17 protein-coding genes and 1 riboswitch are annotated in these 17,098 nt (G+C 37.5%); of the genes, 16 read left to right on the plus strand and 1 reads right to left on the minus strand.

Translation table 11 applies throughout. The features are described from left to right. Nucleotides 1–27 precede the first annotated feature (27 nt). The 5 genes from LQV47_RS03620 to LQV47_RS03640 all read left to right on the plus strand — a co-directional run bounded on the left by LQV47_RS03620 (nt 28) and on the right by LQV47_RS03640 (nt 5,648). Nucleotides 28–1,257, plus strand: a complete 1,230-nt coding sequence (locus LQV47_RS03620) for an efflux RND transporter periplasmic adaptor subunit (RefSeq protein ID WP_230033970.1) — start codon at nt 28–30, stop codon at nt 1,255–1,257. Nucleotides 1,258–1,393: 136 nt separating this feature from the next. After that, nucleotides 1,394–2,275 carry a bestrophin family ion channel gene (locus LQV47_RS03625; RefSeq protein WP_230033972.1) on the plus strand — a complete coding sequence of 294 codons (882 nt, stop codon included), beginning with the start codon at nt 1,394–1,396 and terminating at the stop codon, nt 2,273–2,275. 18 nt (nt 2,276–2,293) lie between these two features. Further along, nucleotides 2,294–3,190, plus strand: coding sequence for a cation diffusion facilitator family transporter (locus tag LQV47_RS03630; RefSeq protein ID WP_230033974.1), 897 nt, complete (start codon nt 2,294–2,296; stop codon nt 3,188–3,190). Between the two features lie 17 nt (nt 3,191–3,207). Next, entirely contained in the window at nt 3,208–3,627 is a 420-nt protein-coding gene (locus LQV47_RS03635; RefSeq protein ID WP_230033976.1) for a transcriptional repressor, read from the plus strand. Nucleotides 3,628–3,671: 44 nt separating this feature from the next. After that, nucleotides 3,672–5,648, plus strand: a complete 1,977-nt coding sequence (locus LQV47_RS03640; RefSeq protein WP_230033979.1) for a heavy metal translocating P-type ATPase — start codon at nt 3,672–3,674, stop codon at nt 5,646–5,648. Between the two features lie 171 nt (nt 5,649–5,819). On the opposite strand, the gene LQV47_RS03645 is transcribed toward LQV47_RS03640, so the two are convergent. Continuing rightward, nucleotides 5,820–6,338 (minus strand): GNAT family N-acetyltransferase, encoded by a 519-nt coding sequence (locus tag LQV47_RS03645; RefSeq protein ID WP_230033981.1) that lies wholly within the window; start codon nt 6,336–6,338, stop codon nt 5,820–5,822. Between the two features lie 179 nt (nt 6,339–6,517). On the opposite strand from LQV47_RS03645, the gene LQV47_RS03650 reads away from it, so the two are divergent. The 11 genes from LQV47_RS03650 (at nt 6,518) to LQV47_RS03700 (ending at nt 17,084) form a co-directional block, all read left to right on the plus strand. After that, nucleotides 6,518–6,880 (plus strand): hypothetical protein, encoded by a 363-nt coding sequence (locus LQV47_RS03650; protein ID WP_230033983.1) that lies wholly within the window; start codon nt 6,518–6,520, stop codon nt 6,878–6,880. A gap of 149 nt (nt 6,881–7,029) precedes the next feature. Further along, nucleotides 7,030–7,305 carry a YHS domain-containing protein gene (locus LQV47_RS03655; protein ID WP_230033985.1) on the plus strand — a complete coding sequence of 92 codons (276 nt, stop codon included), beginning with the start codon at nt 7,030–7,032 and terminating at the stop codon, nt 7,303–7,305. Continuing rightward, nucleotides 7,292–7,969 carry an SCO family protein gene (locus LQV47_RS03660; protein ID WP_230033987.1) on the plus strand — a complete coding sequence of 226 codons (678 nt, stop codon included), beginning with the start codon at nt 7,292–7,294 and terminating at the stop codon, nt 7,967–7,969. The genes LQV47_RS03655 and LQV47_RS03660 overlap by 14 nt, the downstream gene beginning before the upstream one ends. Nucleotides 7,970–8,107: 138 nt before the next feature. Beyond that, a complete protein-coding gene (locus tag LQV47_RS03665; RefSeq protein WP_290368636.1) occupies nt 8,108–8,782 on the plus strand; it encodes a superoxide dismutase in 675 nt (224 codons plus the stop codon). Nucleotides 8,783–8,786: 4 nt separating this feature from the next. Further along, the gene (locus tag LQV47_RS03670) at nt 8,787–9,155 is read left to right on the plus strand and encodes a hypothetical protein (RefSeq protein ID WP_230033988.1); all 369 of its coding nucleotides are present in this window, start codon (nt 8,787–8,789) and stop codon (nt 9,153–9,155) included. 204 nt (nt 9,156–9,359) lie between these two features. Next, a complete protein-coding gene (locus LQV47_RS03675; RefSeq protein ID WP_230033990.1) occupies nt 9,360–10,187 on the plus strand; it encodes an MbnP family protein in 828 nt (275 codons plus the stop codon). Then, the gene (locus LQV47_RS03680) at nt 10,180–11,229 is read left to right on the plus strand and encodes a cytochrome c peroxidase (RefSeq protein WP_230033992.1); all 1,050 of its coding nucleotides are present in this window, start codon (nt 10,180–10,182) and stop codon (nt 11,227–11,229) included. The genes LQV47_RS03675 and LQV47_RS03680 overlap by 8 nt, the downstream gene beginning before the upstream one ends. Before the next feature lie 11 nt (nt 11,230–11,240). Next, nucleotides 11,241–12,191 carry a transporter gene (locus LQV47_RS03685; protein WP_230033994.1) on the plus strand — a complete coding sequence of 317 codons (951 nt, stop codon included), beginning with the start codon at nt 11,241–11,243 and terminating at the stop codon, nt 12,189–12,191. A gap of 203 nt (nt 12,192–12,394) precedes the next feature. Then, nucleotides 12,395–12,580, plus strand: a riboswitch (cobalamin riboswitch). 182 nt (nt 12,581–12,762) lie between these two features. Further along, nucleotides 12,763–14,742: a TonB-dependent receptor gene (locus LQV47_RS03690; RefSeq protein ID WP_354960227.1), complete on the plus strand. Its 1,980-nt coding sequence runs from the start codon at nt 12,763–12,765 to the stop codon at nt 14,740–14,742. Next, the gene (locus LQV47_RS03695; protein ID WP_230033998.1) at nt 14,739–15,875 is read left to right on the plus strand and encodes a DUF5074 domain-containing protein; all 1,137 of its coding nucleotides are present in this window, start codon (nt 14,739–14,741) and stop codon (nt 15,873–15,875) included. The genes LQV47_RS03690 and LQV47_RS03695 overlap by 4 nt, the downstream gene beginning before the upstream one ends. 15 nt (nt 15,876–15,890) lie before the next feature. After that, nucleotides 15,891–17,084 (plus strand): cell surface protein, encoded by a 1,194-nt coding sequence (locus tag LQV47_RS03700; RefSeq protein ID WP_230034000.1) that lies wholly within the window; start codon nt 15,891–15,893, stop codon nt 17,082–17,084. Nucleotides 17,085–17,098: the final 14 nt, after the last annotated feature.

A 17,098-nucleotide genomic window follows, 5' to 3' on the forward strand; every position in this document is an offset into this window, starting at 1 on the left:
GATCTTAGACCAAGTAAACATTTTCATATGAAGCTCAAATATAACATTATAGCCCTTACCCTTTTCTCCCTGTTGATTACAAGCTGTGGAAAAAAAGAAGCAGCAGTGGAAAAAACTGCTGAAAAAACCGCACAGAAAGAGCAACCTAAGGAAGAAGCTCCCGAAACCATAGCCTCACTCACAGAAGAACAGATGAAATCTGTGGGAGTAGCCCTGGGAACCGTAGAAATGAAAGAACTGACCTCAACGATTAAAGCAAATGGTCTGCTGAGTGTTCCCAACAGTAATAAAGCAACCATTACTTCTCTGTATGGAGGGATTATTAAAACATTAAATGTCCAGGTTGGAAGCATTGTGAAAAAAGGGCAGGTGATTGCTACCATTGCCAATCCGGAATATATACAGCTTCAGGAAGATTATCTCACCACAAATAGTCGGATTACCTATGCAGAGCAGGAATACAGAAGACAAAGAGAGCTTTTTAATAATGATGCAGGAGCTAAAAAGAACCTTCAAAGTGCTGATGCAGAGCTCAACACACTAAGAACCAAAAAAGCTTCTCTACTCAAACAGCTCCAGATGATGGGAATAAGTCCTGGAAAGGTAAGCAATGGGAATATGAGATCGGGTCTGGTAATTACTGCCCCAATCAGTGGGACAATCAGTGGTATTACAGCACAGATAGGAAGCTATGTAGATATTTCTTCTCCTGTGGCTACTGTGATTGATAATGGATCAATTCATCTGGATCTTCAGGTTTTTGAAAAAGATCTTCCGAAGATGAGAGTAGGACAGATTGTTCACTTTAAACTGACAAATAATCCTGAAACAGAGTACGATGCAAAAATTTACAGCATAGGATCTTCTTTTGAAAATGAGAGTAAAACAATTTCTATGCATTGCGAAGTGATCGGAAATAAAACCGGCTTAATTGACGGAATGAATATCACGGGAATTGTGAGCCTGGATAAAAGCACTACTCCGGCAGTGCCCACAGAGGCTATCGTAGAAGCAGACGGTAAATACTACATTTTTATTCAAACCGATAAAAAAATAGAGGAAGTGCATGAAGAAAAAGGGAAGCCTCATCCTAAAACTTTGAATTTTGAAAAAGTAGAAGTAGTAAAAGGAACATCAGATATGGGATACACTGCCATTACAGCCATTGGGAAAGTTCCGGACAATGCAAAAATTGTGACGAAAGGTGCCTTTTTTGTGAATGCTAAATTAGTTAATTCCGGAGAGCACGAACATTAATTAAAGTGATCGGAATCAGGTAAATATGGTTTTTTATGCTTAATTTAGAACTAATTCCAGCATCGTTTTTATACCCTTGTAAAAGCCGCCTGAAGGTGAGAAGATAAGCTTTATTGTATTTAATAAATGATGAATTATGTTATTAAACAAAAAAATATCAGTCTGGTATTTCATCCGCGAAATAAAATCTCAGATTCTGTTTATTGGGATATTCGCTGTTGCCATAGGCCTTTTGGATATGCTGCCTGGGTTTAGAAAAATATCACTCCCTTTGAATATTCCCGCACTCTTAGGAACTGCAGTGTCTTTACTGCTGGCTTTCCGGACTTCCCAATCCTATGAAAGATGGTGGGAGGCAAGAACTGTTTGGGGGGCTGTTGTTAATGATTCAAGGACGTTTGTAAGGTTGGTCATTCAGTTTATGCCTGCCGGAGATGATAAAACGATAAAAGATTTTGCCGAAAGACAAATCACCTGGACCTATGCGCTTGGAGAATCTCTGAGAAAGCAGCCCTTCTCTGAAAAAGTTCAGGAATATCTGGACAGAAATCATATCAACGGAATGAATATACCCAATGCGCTGCTGGATGCTCATTCTAAACAGCTAAAGGAAATTGCCCCAACGAAAGAATTAACAGATTTTCAGCAAATGCAGCTCAATGATATAGTTACAAGGCTTTGTGACAGCATGGGAAAATGTGAAAGATTGAAAAATACAGTTTTTCCCAGGTCTTACAGTATTTTAGTACATATTTTGATCTATGTATTTGCCGCCATACTTCCTTTTGGGCTGGATGATTCACAGCTTGTTGTGGAGATTGCAATTACATTCCTGATTCCGATTATGTTCATTGCTATTGAAAAAACATCAATCATTATGCAGGACCCTTTTGAGAATGGTCCGGTGGATACTCCAATGACGTCTCTGGCACAGACCATAGAGATCAATATCAGACAGATGATTGGTGAACAAAATGTTCCTTTGAAAAAAGAAAATACGTCGTATTATGAAATGTAATTAAACCATAGAGATCATATGGAAAACATACCGACACAAACACCCTCTGCAGCAAGCAGACATAAAAAGAACCTTCTGATTGTACTGGGCCTCAGCGGAACCTATCTTATTGCTGAGGTTATTGGAGGAATAGTTACCAATAGTCTTGCATTATTGGCAGATGCAGCCCATATGCTGACAGATGTTGTGGGACTGCTTTTGGCATTTATTGCCATAAAAATTGGAGAAAGAAAAGCGGACCCTTCCAAAACATATGGATATTACAGAACCGAAATATTAGCGGCCGTTATTAATGCGGTTGTTTTACTGGGAATTTCTGTCTATGTATTGATTGAAGCCTATAAGCGTTTTCAGAGCCCTCCGGAGGTACAGAGCAAATCGATGCTGATTGTAGCAGGAATAGGATTAGTAGTGAATATTATCGGGATGATGATCCTGAGAAAAGATTCAGAAGGAAGCCTGAATATGAAAGGCGCTTACTTTGAAGTACTTTCAGATATGCTTACCTCCGTAGGAGTAATGATTGCAGGGGTTATTATGCTTACCACGGGCTGGTATTATGCCGATCCTTTGATCTCTGCAGCCATCGGATTTCTGATCTTCCCCAGAACCTGGAAACTGCTGAAAGAAGCAATCAATGTTTTACTGGAAGGTACTCCCAAAGATGTAGATATTCATAAGCTGCGTCAATCATTGGAACATACTCAGGGAGTGAAGAGTATTCATGACCTTCACGTGTGGTCGCTTACTTCAAGTGTTAATGCGATGAGTGCCCATATTGTAAAGAATGAGAGTGTTTCTCAGAATCAACTGTTGAAAACATTAACGGAGGAGACGGTTAAAAACTTTAAAATAAGCCATACCACTTTTCAAATAGAGGAGGAAGGATATGAGGAAACAGAAGTACATCTGTAACATTAAAATTGTTGACAATGAAAAAAGATATAGAAAATAAGCTCATTGATAAAAATACCAAGCCTACCAGCATGAGAATTCTGGTCTATGATTTTTTAAACTCTCAGGAAGCGGCATTGTCTCTTTCTGAAATAGAAAATTATTTTGATAATGCAGACAGGATCACAATTTACAGAACATTGAAAACCTTTGAAGAAAAAGGAATTGTTCACAGTATACAGGAAAATACAACTACCAAATATAAGTTATGTGAGGATGACTGTGATGAAAAAACACATAAAGACTGGCATCTCCATTTCTATTGTAAAATATGTAAACAAACCACGTGTAAAGAAGATATTTCCTTCCCTGAAAATATCCAGACCAGTTTCAGGATTGATGAAATAAGGCTGTTTGCCAAAGGAATCTGTGAGAATTGTCTTGAAAGTTTGCAATAGTATTGCATCCGTCTCATCATTAAATTTGTATAAAAATATCAGTTATGGAAAAATGCTGTAGTACGACCCCGGAAAAACCAGTAACAAAAAAACATAATCATTCAGAAGGAGATGGGCATGACCATGACGGTCATGATCACTCTCATGATTCCGGAGATCAGACGGTCTTTCAGATGTTTCTTCCGGCTATGATATCATTTGCCCTTTTATTGTTAGGAATTACTTTTGATAATTATATAAAACCCACATGGTTTACCGGATGGGTACGTTTAGTATGGTTTCTGGCAGCTTATATTCCTGTAGGAATTCCTGTATTGAAAGATGCTTATAAAAGTATCATTAAAGGAGATGTTTTTTCCGAATTTTTCCTGATGGGAATTGCTACCATTGGCGCTTTTGCTATTGGAGAATATCCGGAAGGAGTTGCCGTAATGCTGTTCTATGCCGTAGGTGAAGTTTTCCAGTCTATGGCGGTAACCAGAGCAAAAGGAAATATAAAGGCTCTACTGGATCAGCGTCCTGATGAGGTAACGGTTATTAAAAATAATCAGCCCAAAACCATAAAAGCGAAAGAAGCAAAAATAGGAGATGTTATCCAGCTGAAGCCTGGTGAGAAGCTGGCTTTGGACGGCGAATTGCTTTCGGATGCAGCCTCATTCAATACGGCAGCCTTAACAGGAGAAAGTAAACCTGACACCAAAAATAAAGGGGAGACAGTGCTGGCAGGGATGATCAATATGAACAGTATTGCACTTGTTAAAGTAAATACCGCCTATGAATACAGTAAGCTAAGTAAAATACTGGAGCTGGTTCAGAATGCTACCGCCCAAAAAGCACCTACAGAATTATTTATCAGAAAATTTGCCAAAGTATATACTCCAATTGTTGTATTCCTGGCTATAGGAATCTGTTTATTACCTTATTTTTTCGTCAATGACTACCAGTTCAGAGATTGGCTATACAGATCCCTGATCTTCCTGGTAATTTCTTGTCCTTGTGCATTGGTTATTTCCATCCCGTTGGGCTATTTCGGAGGGATAGGAGCAGCAAGCCGGAATGGAATTCTGTTTAAAGGAAGCAACTTCCTGGATAGCATCGCAGAAATTCAAAATGTGGTGATGGATAAAACAGGAACGATGACAGAAGGGGTTTTCAAAGTTCAGGAAGTAAGCATTACCCCTGGGCTTAATAAAGATGAAATCCTTCAGATGGTCAATGTCCTGGAAAGTAAAAGTACTCACCCTGTAGCCACTGCTATTCACAATTATGTAGGAGATATCAATCATTCTATTCCTTTGGAAAATGTAGAGGAAATTGCAGGACATGGCCTTAAAGCTGTGGTCAATGGAAAAGAGCTTTTAGTGGGGAACTTTAAATTAATGGATAAATTCAGCATCAGCTATGATGTCAACCATGCCAATATTGTATACACTATTATTGCTGTAGCGTACGATCGTAAGTTTGCAGGATACATCACCATTGCAGACAGTATTAAAGAAGATGCGAAAGAAACAGTTGACAAACTCCATAAAATGAATGTAAAAGCCACCATGCTGAGTGGCGATAAGACTACAGTGGTAAAATATGTGGCAGATCAGCTGGGTATCGACAATGCATACGGAGATCTATTGCCTGAGGATAAAGTAAATAAAGTAAAAGAGATCAAAGCCAAAAACCAAACGGTAGCTTTTGTAGGAGATGGCGTGAACGATGCTCCGGTAGTTGCTTTAAGTGATGTGGGAATCGCTATGGGAGGCTTGGGAAGTGATGCAACCATTGAAACGGCAGATGTGGTGATCCAGGATGATAAGCCCAGCAAAATCCCAATGGCGATCAATATCGGTAAGCAGACAAAAAAAATCGTTTGGCAGAACATTATTTTAGCCTTTGCCGTAAAAGCTGTTGTTTTACTCCTTGGAGCTGGAGGACTGGCAACTATGTGGGAGGCTGTTTTTGCAGACGTAGGGGTTGCATTGCTGGCTATTCTGAATGCGGTAAGGATTCAGAGAATGAAGTTTTAAAGACAACTCAATTATATTCATAAGCTCTGCTGAAGATTCAGTGGAGCTTTTTATATGATATTTCTTTGAAAATACTGGATATAATGGCCTTTACGTTTGGCTATAACAATAAAAAAGCCCTACCAAAATACATCAATAGAGCCTTTTAACAAGATTAAATTTTATAAAGAACTAATATTTTTCTTTTGACAGTACAAAAAAATCGAATATTTCCTTTCCTATGCTGAACTGATGTTCTCCAACCTTAGAGAATCCGTTTTTATAATAAAAATGTAAAGCCCGTTCATTCGAATGTAAAACTGAAAGCCAAATATGAGTCTGGTCGGAAGTATTAAAAGAAGACATAAGCTCTTCCATTAATACCTTTCCTGCTTTTTTATCCAAAAACTCTTTCAGCACATAGATCTTTTGCAATTGTGAAACCGTGGAAGAGCCGATAAACTCAGAAGTAGAATGCACTTTCAATTTTGCATACCCAATAGGCAGCTCATTCCAAAATACAATCCAGTATTTGTTATTGTTGTTCTTTATACTTGCTTTTATTTTAGATACTGCGAAAGTCTGCTCATAATAATCGAACAGATCCTGTGTATCGCGGAAATATTCCGAGAATGTTTCGGTGAAAGTAACTCTTCCCAACAATGCAATATGTGGTGCATCTTCAGGGATCGCTTGTCTTATCTGAAGCATGGTATAAATTATGAGGCTTACTTCAAAGGTCGGAAAAATATAATTATAGCAACAGATACAGTTTTATTATTTTTATAGGTAACAGTATATTATATTCATAAGAACCATTAATGACTTTCATCATAAATAAGGCTTAAAACAGTTTTGAAATAGTATATTTGTATCACAGAACAGAATAGTTGAAGTTATTCATTTCCATATTCATCATTTTTACCGTTGCATTACGTCCCGTTTTGCCATTGGTCAATTACGCTGTTAATTATGATTATATCGTAAAAAATCTTTGCGAAAAAAGAGATATACCCCAGTCGACCTGTAAAGGGAAATGCTATGTGGAAAAAGAACTGGCAAAAACAGAAAAACAATCCAATAGCTCTCAAACAATAAAGATTGCCGGGCTTGATGTTTTTCTTTCCAATGAAATCCTTTCTTTTTCATATAAAAAAGAACTTGATCTGTCTGTGAAAACTCCGCATACAAAGGATGTTAACTTTCACCCTTCGGGATATTTTTCCAGAATATTCCATCCTCCGTTAGCGTAAATTTATTTTAAACTATGTTTTTAGTTTATGTGGTTGAAAGTATTCCTGAACTTAATACTGAGTTCTGATTGCTTTCACTAATGTTATGCTTTACAATAGCTAACAATCTATTCCGTTTAATAGTATTATTAATTTCAATTTATATCAAAATGAAATCTCCGATTATTTTGACAGCGTTGTTGTCAATATCATTATTAGCATGTGCTAAAGAAACACCTCAGGTGAAACATAAAAGCAGCATGAGCTCTTCTAAAGAGAATATAAAGAATATACAGGTAGTGAACGGGGAAGACCCGATCTGTCATATGAAAACCGCAGAGTTCCTGAAAGACACTGCTGTATATAAAAATAAAACCTATGGTTTTTGCAGTGCTTACTGTAAAGATGAATTCAAAAAAAGTCCTGAGAAATATGCCAAAAAATAATAAAGCTAACAATAAAACAAAGATTATTATCCCCATTGTGGCCTTTGGGTTGCTTTTTCTGGGTATTGGGGTAGGAATGGGATATTTTAAAAAAAATCTTTATACTGTTATGAAAGTTCCTGATTTTAACCTGACTGATCAGAACAGTAAAAAAATCACCAACAGAGATATGCTGGGAAAAGTATATCTGGTAGAATTTTTCTACAGTAAATGTCCTACCATATGTCCTGTGATGAATACCAATATGAAGGCCATTCAGAATCAGATTAATAATCCTGATTTTGGAATTATTTCCATAAGTATTGATCCTGAAAATGATACTCCGGAAGCTTTAAAAGAACATGCTAAAAGAATTGGGGCTCAATCTCCCAACTGGCATTTTCTGACGGGAGACAGAAAATATATCGGGGATCTTGCAGATAAATTCAATATTTATGTTGGAGATCAGGAGAATGAAGGGGAAAGTCTTAATCACAGTGGAATGATTGCCCTGGTAGATCAGGAAGGAAATATCCGCTGCCGATACAATAAAGAGAATATGCCGATCCTCTATTATTCAGGATTGAATTATGAAGATCCAGATGGGAAAAGCCCAAAGCTAACAGGGAAATATCACCCTGACCGCGAAATTCTGATTGAAGATATCAGGAAATTATTGAAATAGGCTGGAAGATGGAGTTCTGAAGTGCCTCTATGCAGATATTTAGTATGTATTTGTCTGCTAATTGAGATCAACTAAATTACTTCCAGCCCTAAGCTTCCTTATTAATGAAAATATTGTTTAACCATACAACAAAACGTTATGAAGATTATGAAAATAGCTGCTTTAGGAGCAGTATTGGCGGCTCAGTTTACACTGGCTCAATTTAAGCAAACTCCTTTACCTTATGCTTATAATGCATTGGAAGGATCAATAGATGCGCAAACAATGGAGATCCATTATTCAAAGCATGGTGCAGCGTATGCCAGCAACCTGAATAAAGCGATTGCAGGAACTCCACAGGAAAAAGAAACCTTAATTAAGATTCTTTCTGAGACTTCAAAATTAAGTCCTGCAGTAAGAAATAATGCAGGAGGGCATTACAACCACGAGCTTTTCTGGACGATCCTTACTCCTGAAAAAAATACCCAGCCATCAGCAAAGTTAGCGAAGGCTATCAATGAGTCTTTCGGAAGTATAGATGCTTTCAAAGAAAAAATGAGCAAGGCCGGTGCGGATCGTTTCGGTTCCGGATGGGCTTGGCTGTCTGTGGATAAGAACGGAAAATTATTTGTTTCTTCAACTCCCAATCAGGATAATCCTCTAATGGATATCGTGGAAGAAAAAGGAACTCCTATCCTGGGAATTGATGTTTGGGAGCACGCTTACTATCTGAAGTATCAGAACAAAAGAGCAGACTATCTTTCTGCCATCTGGAATGTACTGAACTGGAAAGAAGTAAGCAGAAGGTATGATGCCGCTTTAAGCAAAAAATAACCCTATGAAATTATTTTGCAGCATACTCTTTACTTGTTATATGGTGTTCAGGCCTCTGATACCTATAGTGGAGTATGCTGTAAATTATGATTACATTGTCAATACCCTGTGTATTAATAAAAGTAAGCCAGAGATTCATTGTAACGGAAAATGTTTCCTGAGCAAAGAGCTGGCAAAAGCTAATGATTCCGAAACGTCGCCATTTAGTAAAGCGAAAAATTCGGGGCAAAAAATTCTTGATATTTATATCCTTCCTGGCATCACAGAGATTTCAGTTACCGGGAAAATTCCTTTTTCCAATGGTCAGTTTATCTATGAAGCAGCCTATTCTTTTCTGTTTCTGAATCCTATTTTCAAACCTCCGGTTTTTTAAGTTATACATCATTATTGAGCCACAAAAGCCCAGATAAGTTGAAAATCAAAAGATTTTCAAAAACTTAAGTGCCCTTACTATGCGCAAAACATATCACTTAAAGAACTTAAGTGTAAGAAGCTTTGTGCCTTTTGCGGTAAAAAAGAATGTTTTCACATTCAAAACAGCACATTCAAAAATTGTATTCAACTAAAAAAATCAACAATGAAAATTTATAAATTTTTATCATTACTCTTTATTGCCTTAACTCTATTTTCTTTTTCTGCTTGTAGTAACAGGGATGACGATAATCCTCAGGATACAACACCCGGAAATCTTCAGATAAAATTTGAAAACGGTTTCAATAACTTAGGAGATATTGTTTTAAACCAGACGACACAAACTTCCTTACAAGGGCAAAAACATAATTTTTCCACATTGAAATATGTAGTCAGTAATATTGCATTGATTGATGAAAGCGGAAACGAGTTCAAATACAATGAAAATAATCCTGACAAAGGAGCATTTATCATAGATCAGGCTGATGCTGTAGCCGGAATTGTCTATCTGAATCTAGAAGGCATACCCAAAAACAATTATAAAAAAATAAAATTCGGTTTGGGAATCAGCCAGAAAGCATATTTACTCGGACAGGACGGACAGGCTGAGTTCTGGACTAAGGCTAAGCAGAAGGGAATGTCCTGGTCCTGGGCAGCAGGCTACGTTTTTGTAAAACTGGAAGGGAAGTACGGAACGGGATCTCCCACTACTGAATTTATGAACCATACAGGGAACATGGGAAATGTAACAGCTAATAATACTCCTGATCTTTACAGGGAAATTACACTGAATTTACCGACTACGGCCAGGGTTACAGCTCAGATCAGGCCATCTGTCCATATTCTGGCAGATCTGAATCAGTTTTTGAGCGGTGATAAGCAGCTTATGCTTACTACGGCTAATGATATGATGATGGGTTCAAGCCAGCATCTGGCAGATGTTACCAACAACCTTACAAAAATGTTTAAAGTAGACCACGTTCACAATGATTAATTTTTTTTTAAAGACAGTATTATTTCTGGTGATCTTACTGATGAGCGTTATTTCCTGTTCTGATGAGGTGATTCAGCCATTGGAGAAAGATGAAGTCTATCGTCTTCAGTTTCCTTCTTATTTTCCTGAGATGAGTTTTGATCAATCGGCCAATCCGGTAACAAAAAATGGAGTAGAGTTGGGAAGGAAACTATTTTATGAAGGAAGACTTTCCCGTAACAATACAATTTCATGTGGTTTTTGCCATATTCAGGAAAATGCTTTTACCCATCACGGTCATACGGTAAGCCATGGTGTGGATGACAGAATAGGAATCAGAAATGCTCCGCCCATTCAGAATATGGCATTCCTGAAAAGATATATGTGGGACGGCGTGATTCATAATTTAAATGAACAGCCTATTATTCCGATAACAGATGTAAATGAGATGGACAGTTCTATGCCGGAAGCTATTTCGAAAATAAAAGATGATCCGAAGTATAAAAGGCTTTTCAGCGCAGCGTATGGAGATGAAAATATTACCGGAGAAAGGGTTTTAAAAGCATTATCCCAGTTTATGGCATCAATGATCTCTGCTGATTCCAAATACGACAGATTTAGACAGGGAAAGGAGGTTTTTACATCCGCAGAATCGCAGGGAATGGCCGTATTTAATCAGAAGTGCGCTTCCTGTCATAGTGGGGAACTGTTTACTGATGAAAGTTTCCGGAATACAGGGATGTATTATAATACCCAATTTAAAGATGCGGGGCGTTATCGTGTGACACTTGATCAGATTGACTGGATGAAGTTTCGTGTACCCAGCTTGAGGAATGTAGAATATACAGCTCCTTATATGCATGACGGAAGATTTTATACGTTAGATGCCGTGCTTAATTTTTATACCGATGGGGTAGAAAATCATCCTAATCTCGATCCACAGCTGAAACAGAATAACCATATCGGAATTGCAATGAATACACAGGAAAAACAATTCATCATCGCCTTTCTGAAAACACTATCAGACAAAAATTTTATATCCAATCCAAAATTTGCAGAATAATTTAAATTGACATGAAGAAGATAATTTTAATTGTAAGCTTGCTCATAGGTACTGTGATTCAGGCGAAGATAATCAAAGACAGCGCTTATATTCCCCAAAAGAGTTTTAATACAATTGATTTTGATTTTGATGATTGTGATGCCTGTGGCTGTGCGGCGGGAAATGGGTCATCCGGTTTTGAGTCATTACTAAATCCTCAGTTTATCGGGATCAAGTATTTTGCCCAGCATTATAAAGCAAAGGAAAATTTATTTGTAAAAGATCTGACGCAGGATCAGTATTTTAATACCATACAGCTTTGGGGAAAAATTCCGTTGACAAAGAAATTCAGTGTTTATGCAAGCCTTCCATTTCATTTTCACGAAAAGAAAACAATGCAGGGCGATATCAGGATCAATGGGATCGGTGACCTAAATGTTATGGGAATTTATCAACTGATGCGTTCGAAAGATAATTTCCATCAGCTGAACGGTGGATTGGGCGTAAAAATTCCTTTGGGTAAGTTTGATGAAAAAGGAATTTCAGGAGTTAATCCGAGTTTTCAGCTGGGAACAGGAAGCTGGGATTATCAAGCAGCTTTGAATTATAAATTTCAGAAGAATAAAATTGCGGTATTGCTTAATACAGATTATACCATTAAAACAGAAAATAAAAAGAAGTACCGCTTTGGAAACCAATGGAATTATGCAGCAACAGGCTTTTATCAGGTTGCGGGAAATGAAAAATCTATATTTTCTTTAAAGACAGGGGTTCAGGGAGAAGTGTATGCTCAGAATAAACAGTTTGATGAAGCGCTGCCTAATACTGCCGGAAGTGCATTATATGGAAAGTTGGGCTTTGAGGCTTCCTATAAAAAGTTCAGTCTTGGAAGTGAAGTTATGCTTCCTGTTTATACCCATCTTGCAGGAGGAGATATAGAAGCAAAATCAAGGTTCAGTATTTTCCTGAATATTGGGATATAGTTGATCCTTAACGCAAAGTTTAATGTTTATCATACTTATTCAGATGGGAGATATTTAAACTTTGCGTTTAAAATCATACCTGTAATTTTTACACGAATTCTATTGTACTTTAGTATTTTTCTATTCAAAATTTACCTTTGGTACACATGCTTTTATAATATTGTAAATCATTTTGTTATTTGTGAATATATATTAATTATTTTCTATCTTTGCCGAAATTTGGTAAGCTGTAAAAAGCTTTTAAAAGGGAATCCGGTGAGAATCCGGAACAGACCCGCTGCTGTAAGCTCCACACCAAAATTTTTGAAGATTATATCCACTGTTTTTTAATGGGAAGGATTTCAAAAATGGAGTAAGTCAGAAGACCTGCCAGACCATAAACGTTTGACGCTTTCGTGGAATAAAGCTTTAGGACAACAATGATTTTGTGCAGTGACCACTGTGCTTTGTCGTTGCTTTCTTACATCCATTAGCGTCATCATTATTCATAAATGAGCTAATGGTGGCAAAACTGACTACATCTCAATTTCATAAAGTTGTTTTCACAATATTGGTGTTAACATCACAATTCTTGTTTTCTCAAACAAAGAAAAAAGACACCTTAAAGGAAGAAGCTATTAAGGCTGTCAATATTTATAAAAAGAGCTTTAAAGAAATCGTTCCTGCTCAGATATTGCAGGGAGAAGAGCTTGAAAGACTGAACAGCCACTCTGTTGCAGATGCCTTACGGTATTTTTCCGGTGTTCAGATCAAAGACTACGGTGGAATTGGAGGCTTAAAGACCATTAATATCCGAAGTATGGGAAGCCAGCACGTAGGAGTTTTTTATGACGGAATTCAGCTGGGAAATGCGCAGAACGGCCTTGTGGATCTTGGAAGATATTCTTTGGATGATCTGGAAGAAATATCATTATACAACGGTCAGAAAAGTGAGATCTTTCAGCCGGCAAAAGATTTCGGATCATCAGGTTCTATTTATTTGCAGCCCAAAACACCAGTATTTACCGGAACAAGAAAAACAAATCTTGTTTTGAGGGCAAAAAGTGCATCCATTGATTTATTCAATCCCTCTTTCCGTTTGGAACAAAAAATATCACAGAGAACTTCTGCCAGTTTCAGTGCCGAATTTCTGCAAAGTGATGGTATTTACAAATACCGTTACGAGAAAAAATATCCTAATGGAGAGCAGGCGTATGATACGATTGCTAAAAGAAGAGACTCTGATATTAAAGCAAAACGTTTTGAAACCTCCTTGAATGGAACTTTAAATAACGGAAACTGGAATATCCGTGGATATGGATATATTTCAAATCGGGGTATTCCTGCTCCTGTTGTTAACAGCCGTTTTGATGGGCGAGGGGCAAGGATGTTTGATGAGAACTATTTTGTACAGGCCAATCTGAGGAAAAAGTTATTCCCTAAATTCGAAACTCAGCTTAAAGCAAAATTTGCTTACGATTATACCCGTTTTCTGGATACGGTACAGTCTCAGTTAGTTAAATATTCAGATAATACCTACATTCAAAGGGAGCTTTATATATCTTCTTCCAATTTATATACAGTGAGTTCCAATTGGGATATTAGTTTGAGCGGGGATTTCCAGTACAATAATCTGGATGCAGACCTGTATCAATTTTCTTATCCTACCCGCTATACCACATTGGTGGCTTTGGCTACTACCTATCAATGGAACAGGTTTAAAGTTTTAGGAAGTTTGCTGGGTACTTTTACTTTTGAAGAAGTAGAACGGAATAAAAGACCTGAGGACAGAAGTGAATGGACTCCTGCTGTTTTTATGAGCTACCAGCCGGCTACTGTTCCGGAGCTTACTTTTAGGGCTTTCTATAAAAAGATTTTCAGACTCCCCACCTTCAATGATCTTTATTATACCAATATTGGAAGTACTTTTCTGAAACCGGAGTTTACTACGCAGTATGATGTAGGATTTACCTATCAGAAAAAATATAATCATCCTGTTTTTAAAGCTTTTTATGCGAAGGTAGATGGCTATTACAACCGGGTAAAAGATAAGATAGTTGCGGCACCCACAGGAAATATGTTCCGCTGGATGATGATGAATCTTGGGTTGGTTGATATCATAGGAGCAGATGTAAATGTTCAGGCAGAAATGATGTGGGGCAACGTAAAAATCAAACCATTACTCTCTTATACCTATCAAAGTGCGAAAGATATCAGTAATCCGGGAGATGATATCACCCCGGGCGATACCTTTTATAAAAAGCAGATCCCCTACACGCCCTGGCATAGTGGATCTTTTACACTGATGGCAGACTACCGTGACTGGAATTTCAACTACAGCGTGATCTATGTTGGAGAACGTTACGATGGGCAACAGGATAATATTCAGTATAATTTTGTCCAGCCCTGGTATACCCATGATTTATCTGTTCAGAAAAGATTTGACTACTCAGGACATCAGTTTAAGCTAAGCCTTGAAATGAATAATATTTTCAATCAATATTATGACGTGGTCAGAAACTATCCCATGCCGGGAAGAAATTTTAAAATTAGTCTAAACTTCACCTTATGAGAAAAATAAACTTTTGTCTCCTGCTCTTCATATTGGTTTTTTTTGTGGCCTGCCGTACCGATGATATTATCGTCCGTCAGGAAGTGGTGGAAGGGTTGGCAGCACCTGAGAATACTGCTATTAAAGGCTTTTACGTATTGAATGAAGGGAATATGGGAAGCAATAAATGTACCCTTGACTTTTTCGACTATACCAAAGGAACTTACTATCGGAATATGTATGCAGAAGTGAACCCTAATGTGATCAAAGAATTGGGGGATGTAGGAAATGATATTAAAATTTACGGAAGCAAACTGTATATCGTGGTCAATGTTTCCAATAAAATTGAAGTGCTGGATGCTAAAACAGCCAAACGTATAACGTCCATCCCCTTACAGAACTGCAGATATTTAACATTTAAAAACGGAAAGGGCTATGCCAGCAGTTATGCAGGCCCTGTAGATATCAATCCTAATGCACCCAAAGGTAAAATAGTGGAAATAGATACAGCTTCTCTGGCTATACAACGCCAGGCCGCAGTGGGATATCAGCCTGAGGAAATAGAAATTGTTGGGGATCAGCTTTTTGTAGCCAATTCCGGAGGATATATGGCTCCAAACTACGACAGAACAGTCTCTGTAATCGATTTAAATAGTTTTACAGAAACCAGAAAAATAGATGTTGCCATTAATCTTCACCGGCTTAAAAAAGACAGTTATGGTGACCTGTATGTAAGCTCCCGGGGAGATTATTATTCAGTGCCCTCCAGTTTATATCTGATTGACGCTGCAACAGGGACGATAAAAAAAGACTTTCATATGGCGGTAAGCGAGATGACGATTGTGAATGACAAACTTTATTTCTATGGAAATGAATTCAATTACAATACCCATACCTCTCAAAAAACATTCGGGATTATTGATGTAAAAACAGAACAGATTATTTCTGACAGAATTTTTGATAAGGAATATGAAAATGTTATAAAAACCCCTTACGGAATTGCTGTGAACCCAATTACAGAGGATGTTTATATTACTGATGCCCGGAACTATGTTGCAATGGGCTTCGTGTACTGTTTCGATAAAAATGGCCATTTCAAATGGAAAACCGAGGGAGGAAATATCCCTGCCCATTTTACTTTTCTATATAAATAATTAAAACTGATAAACATGAAGATCAATACTTTCACCTACTTAAAAACAGGTTTTTTATCATTTCTTCTCATAGGAATGACAGCCTGTAAACATGATGATGAGGATAATTTTGTATTTAACGGGTTGGATGACTCTTATACTATTGAACGTTTTGAAGTTCTGAGCATTCCCACCAATATTTCAGGAAACTTTACCTGGAGTGTGAAAGATTCCATTATTTCTCAAAGTTCAGAACTTGAATTTATCAGTCCGGTAGTTGCTACTTATCCATTGACACTTAAGATAGAAAGTAATGGGAATGTTCATACCTATCATTCTAAAATAATAGTGGAAAAAGAAGCGGCTACCTACAGCAAGTATATTGCTGAGGTTTTTGAGTATCGCCCGGCTCCCGGACAGTTTATGAATAAGATTCCCGAATATGAACCGGGAAATACTGCTGAAAATATGCTTCAGAAAGCAAGAGAATCTTTGATAGGCTCCAGTTTTCAGGAAATAAGCCTTGGTGGTTTTGGAGGCTATGTCGTTTTTGGATTTGATCATACGATTCCCAACCTGAATGGAAGAGATTTTAAAATCCTTGGAAATGCCTTTTTTGGAAATACAGCTGCTGACCCCCGTTCAGGATCCTGTGAACCGGGAATTATTGTAGTGGCCTACGACAGAAACAAAAACGGAAAGCCTGATGATAATGAATGGTACGAAATTGCAGGAAGTGAGCATTTTAAAAATACAACCGTAAAAGATTATAGCATAACTTATTTCAAGCCCGCTGAGAATAAACCTCCTGTTTCTGGAAGTTTAGGCTGGCAGGTTGACACAGAATACATCAAATGGCAGGATAATCTTGGGAATAATGGATTTAAAACAAAGAATATGTTCCATTTACAAAGTTATTATCCTTTATGGTTTTCCGATGCTTCTTACAGTTTTACAGGGACTAAGCTTAAAGATAATTATTATGATCAAAGCGGAACAGGATCGTATTGGGTAGGAAAATCATATGAATTTGGCTACGCAGACAATGCTCCCAATAAAGATGATGCTTCTAATATTGATATTTCCTGGGCGGTAGACAGGAATGGCAGATATGTAAAACTTCCGGGTATCGACTTTGTCAAAGTATACACGGGAATCAATCAGGAAGCCGGATGGGTAGGCGAAGTTTCTACAGAAGTTTCAGGAGCTTATGATTTATACTTTAAATAACAGTAGACCATACA

This window comes from Chryseobacterium sp. Bi04 (assembly GCF_918698085.1).
Classification (GTDB): domain Bacteria; phylum Bacteroidota; class Bacteroidia; order Flavobacteriales; family Weeksellaceae; genus Chryseobacterium.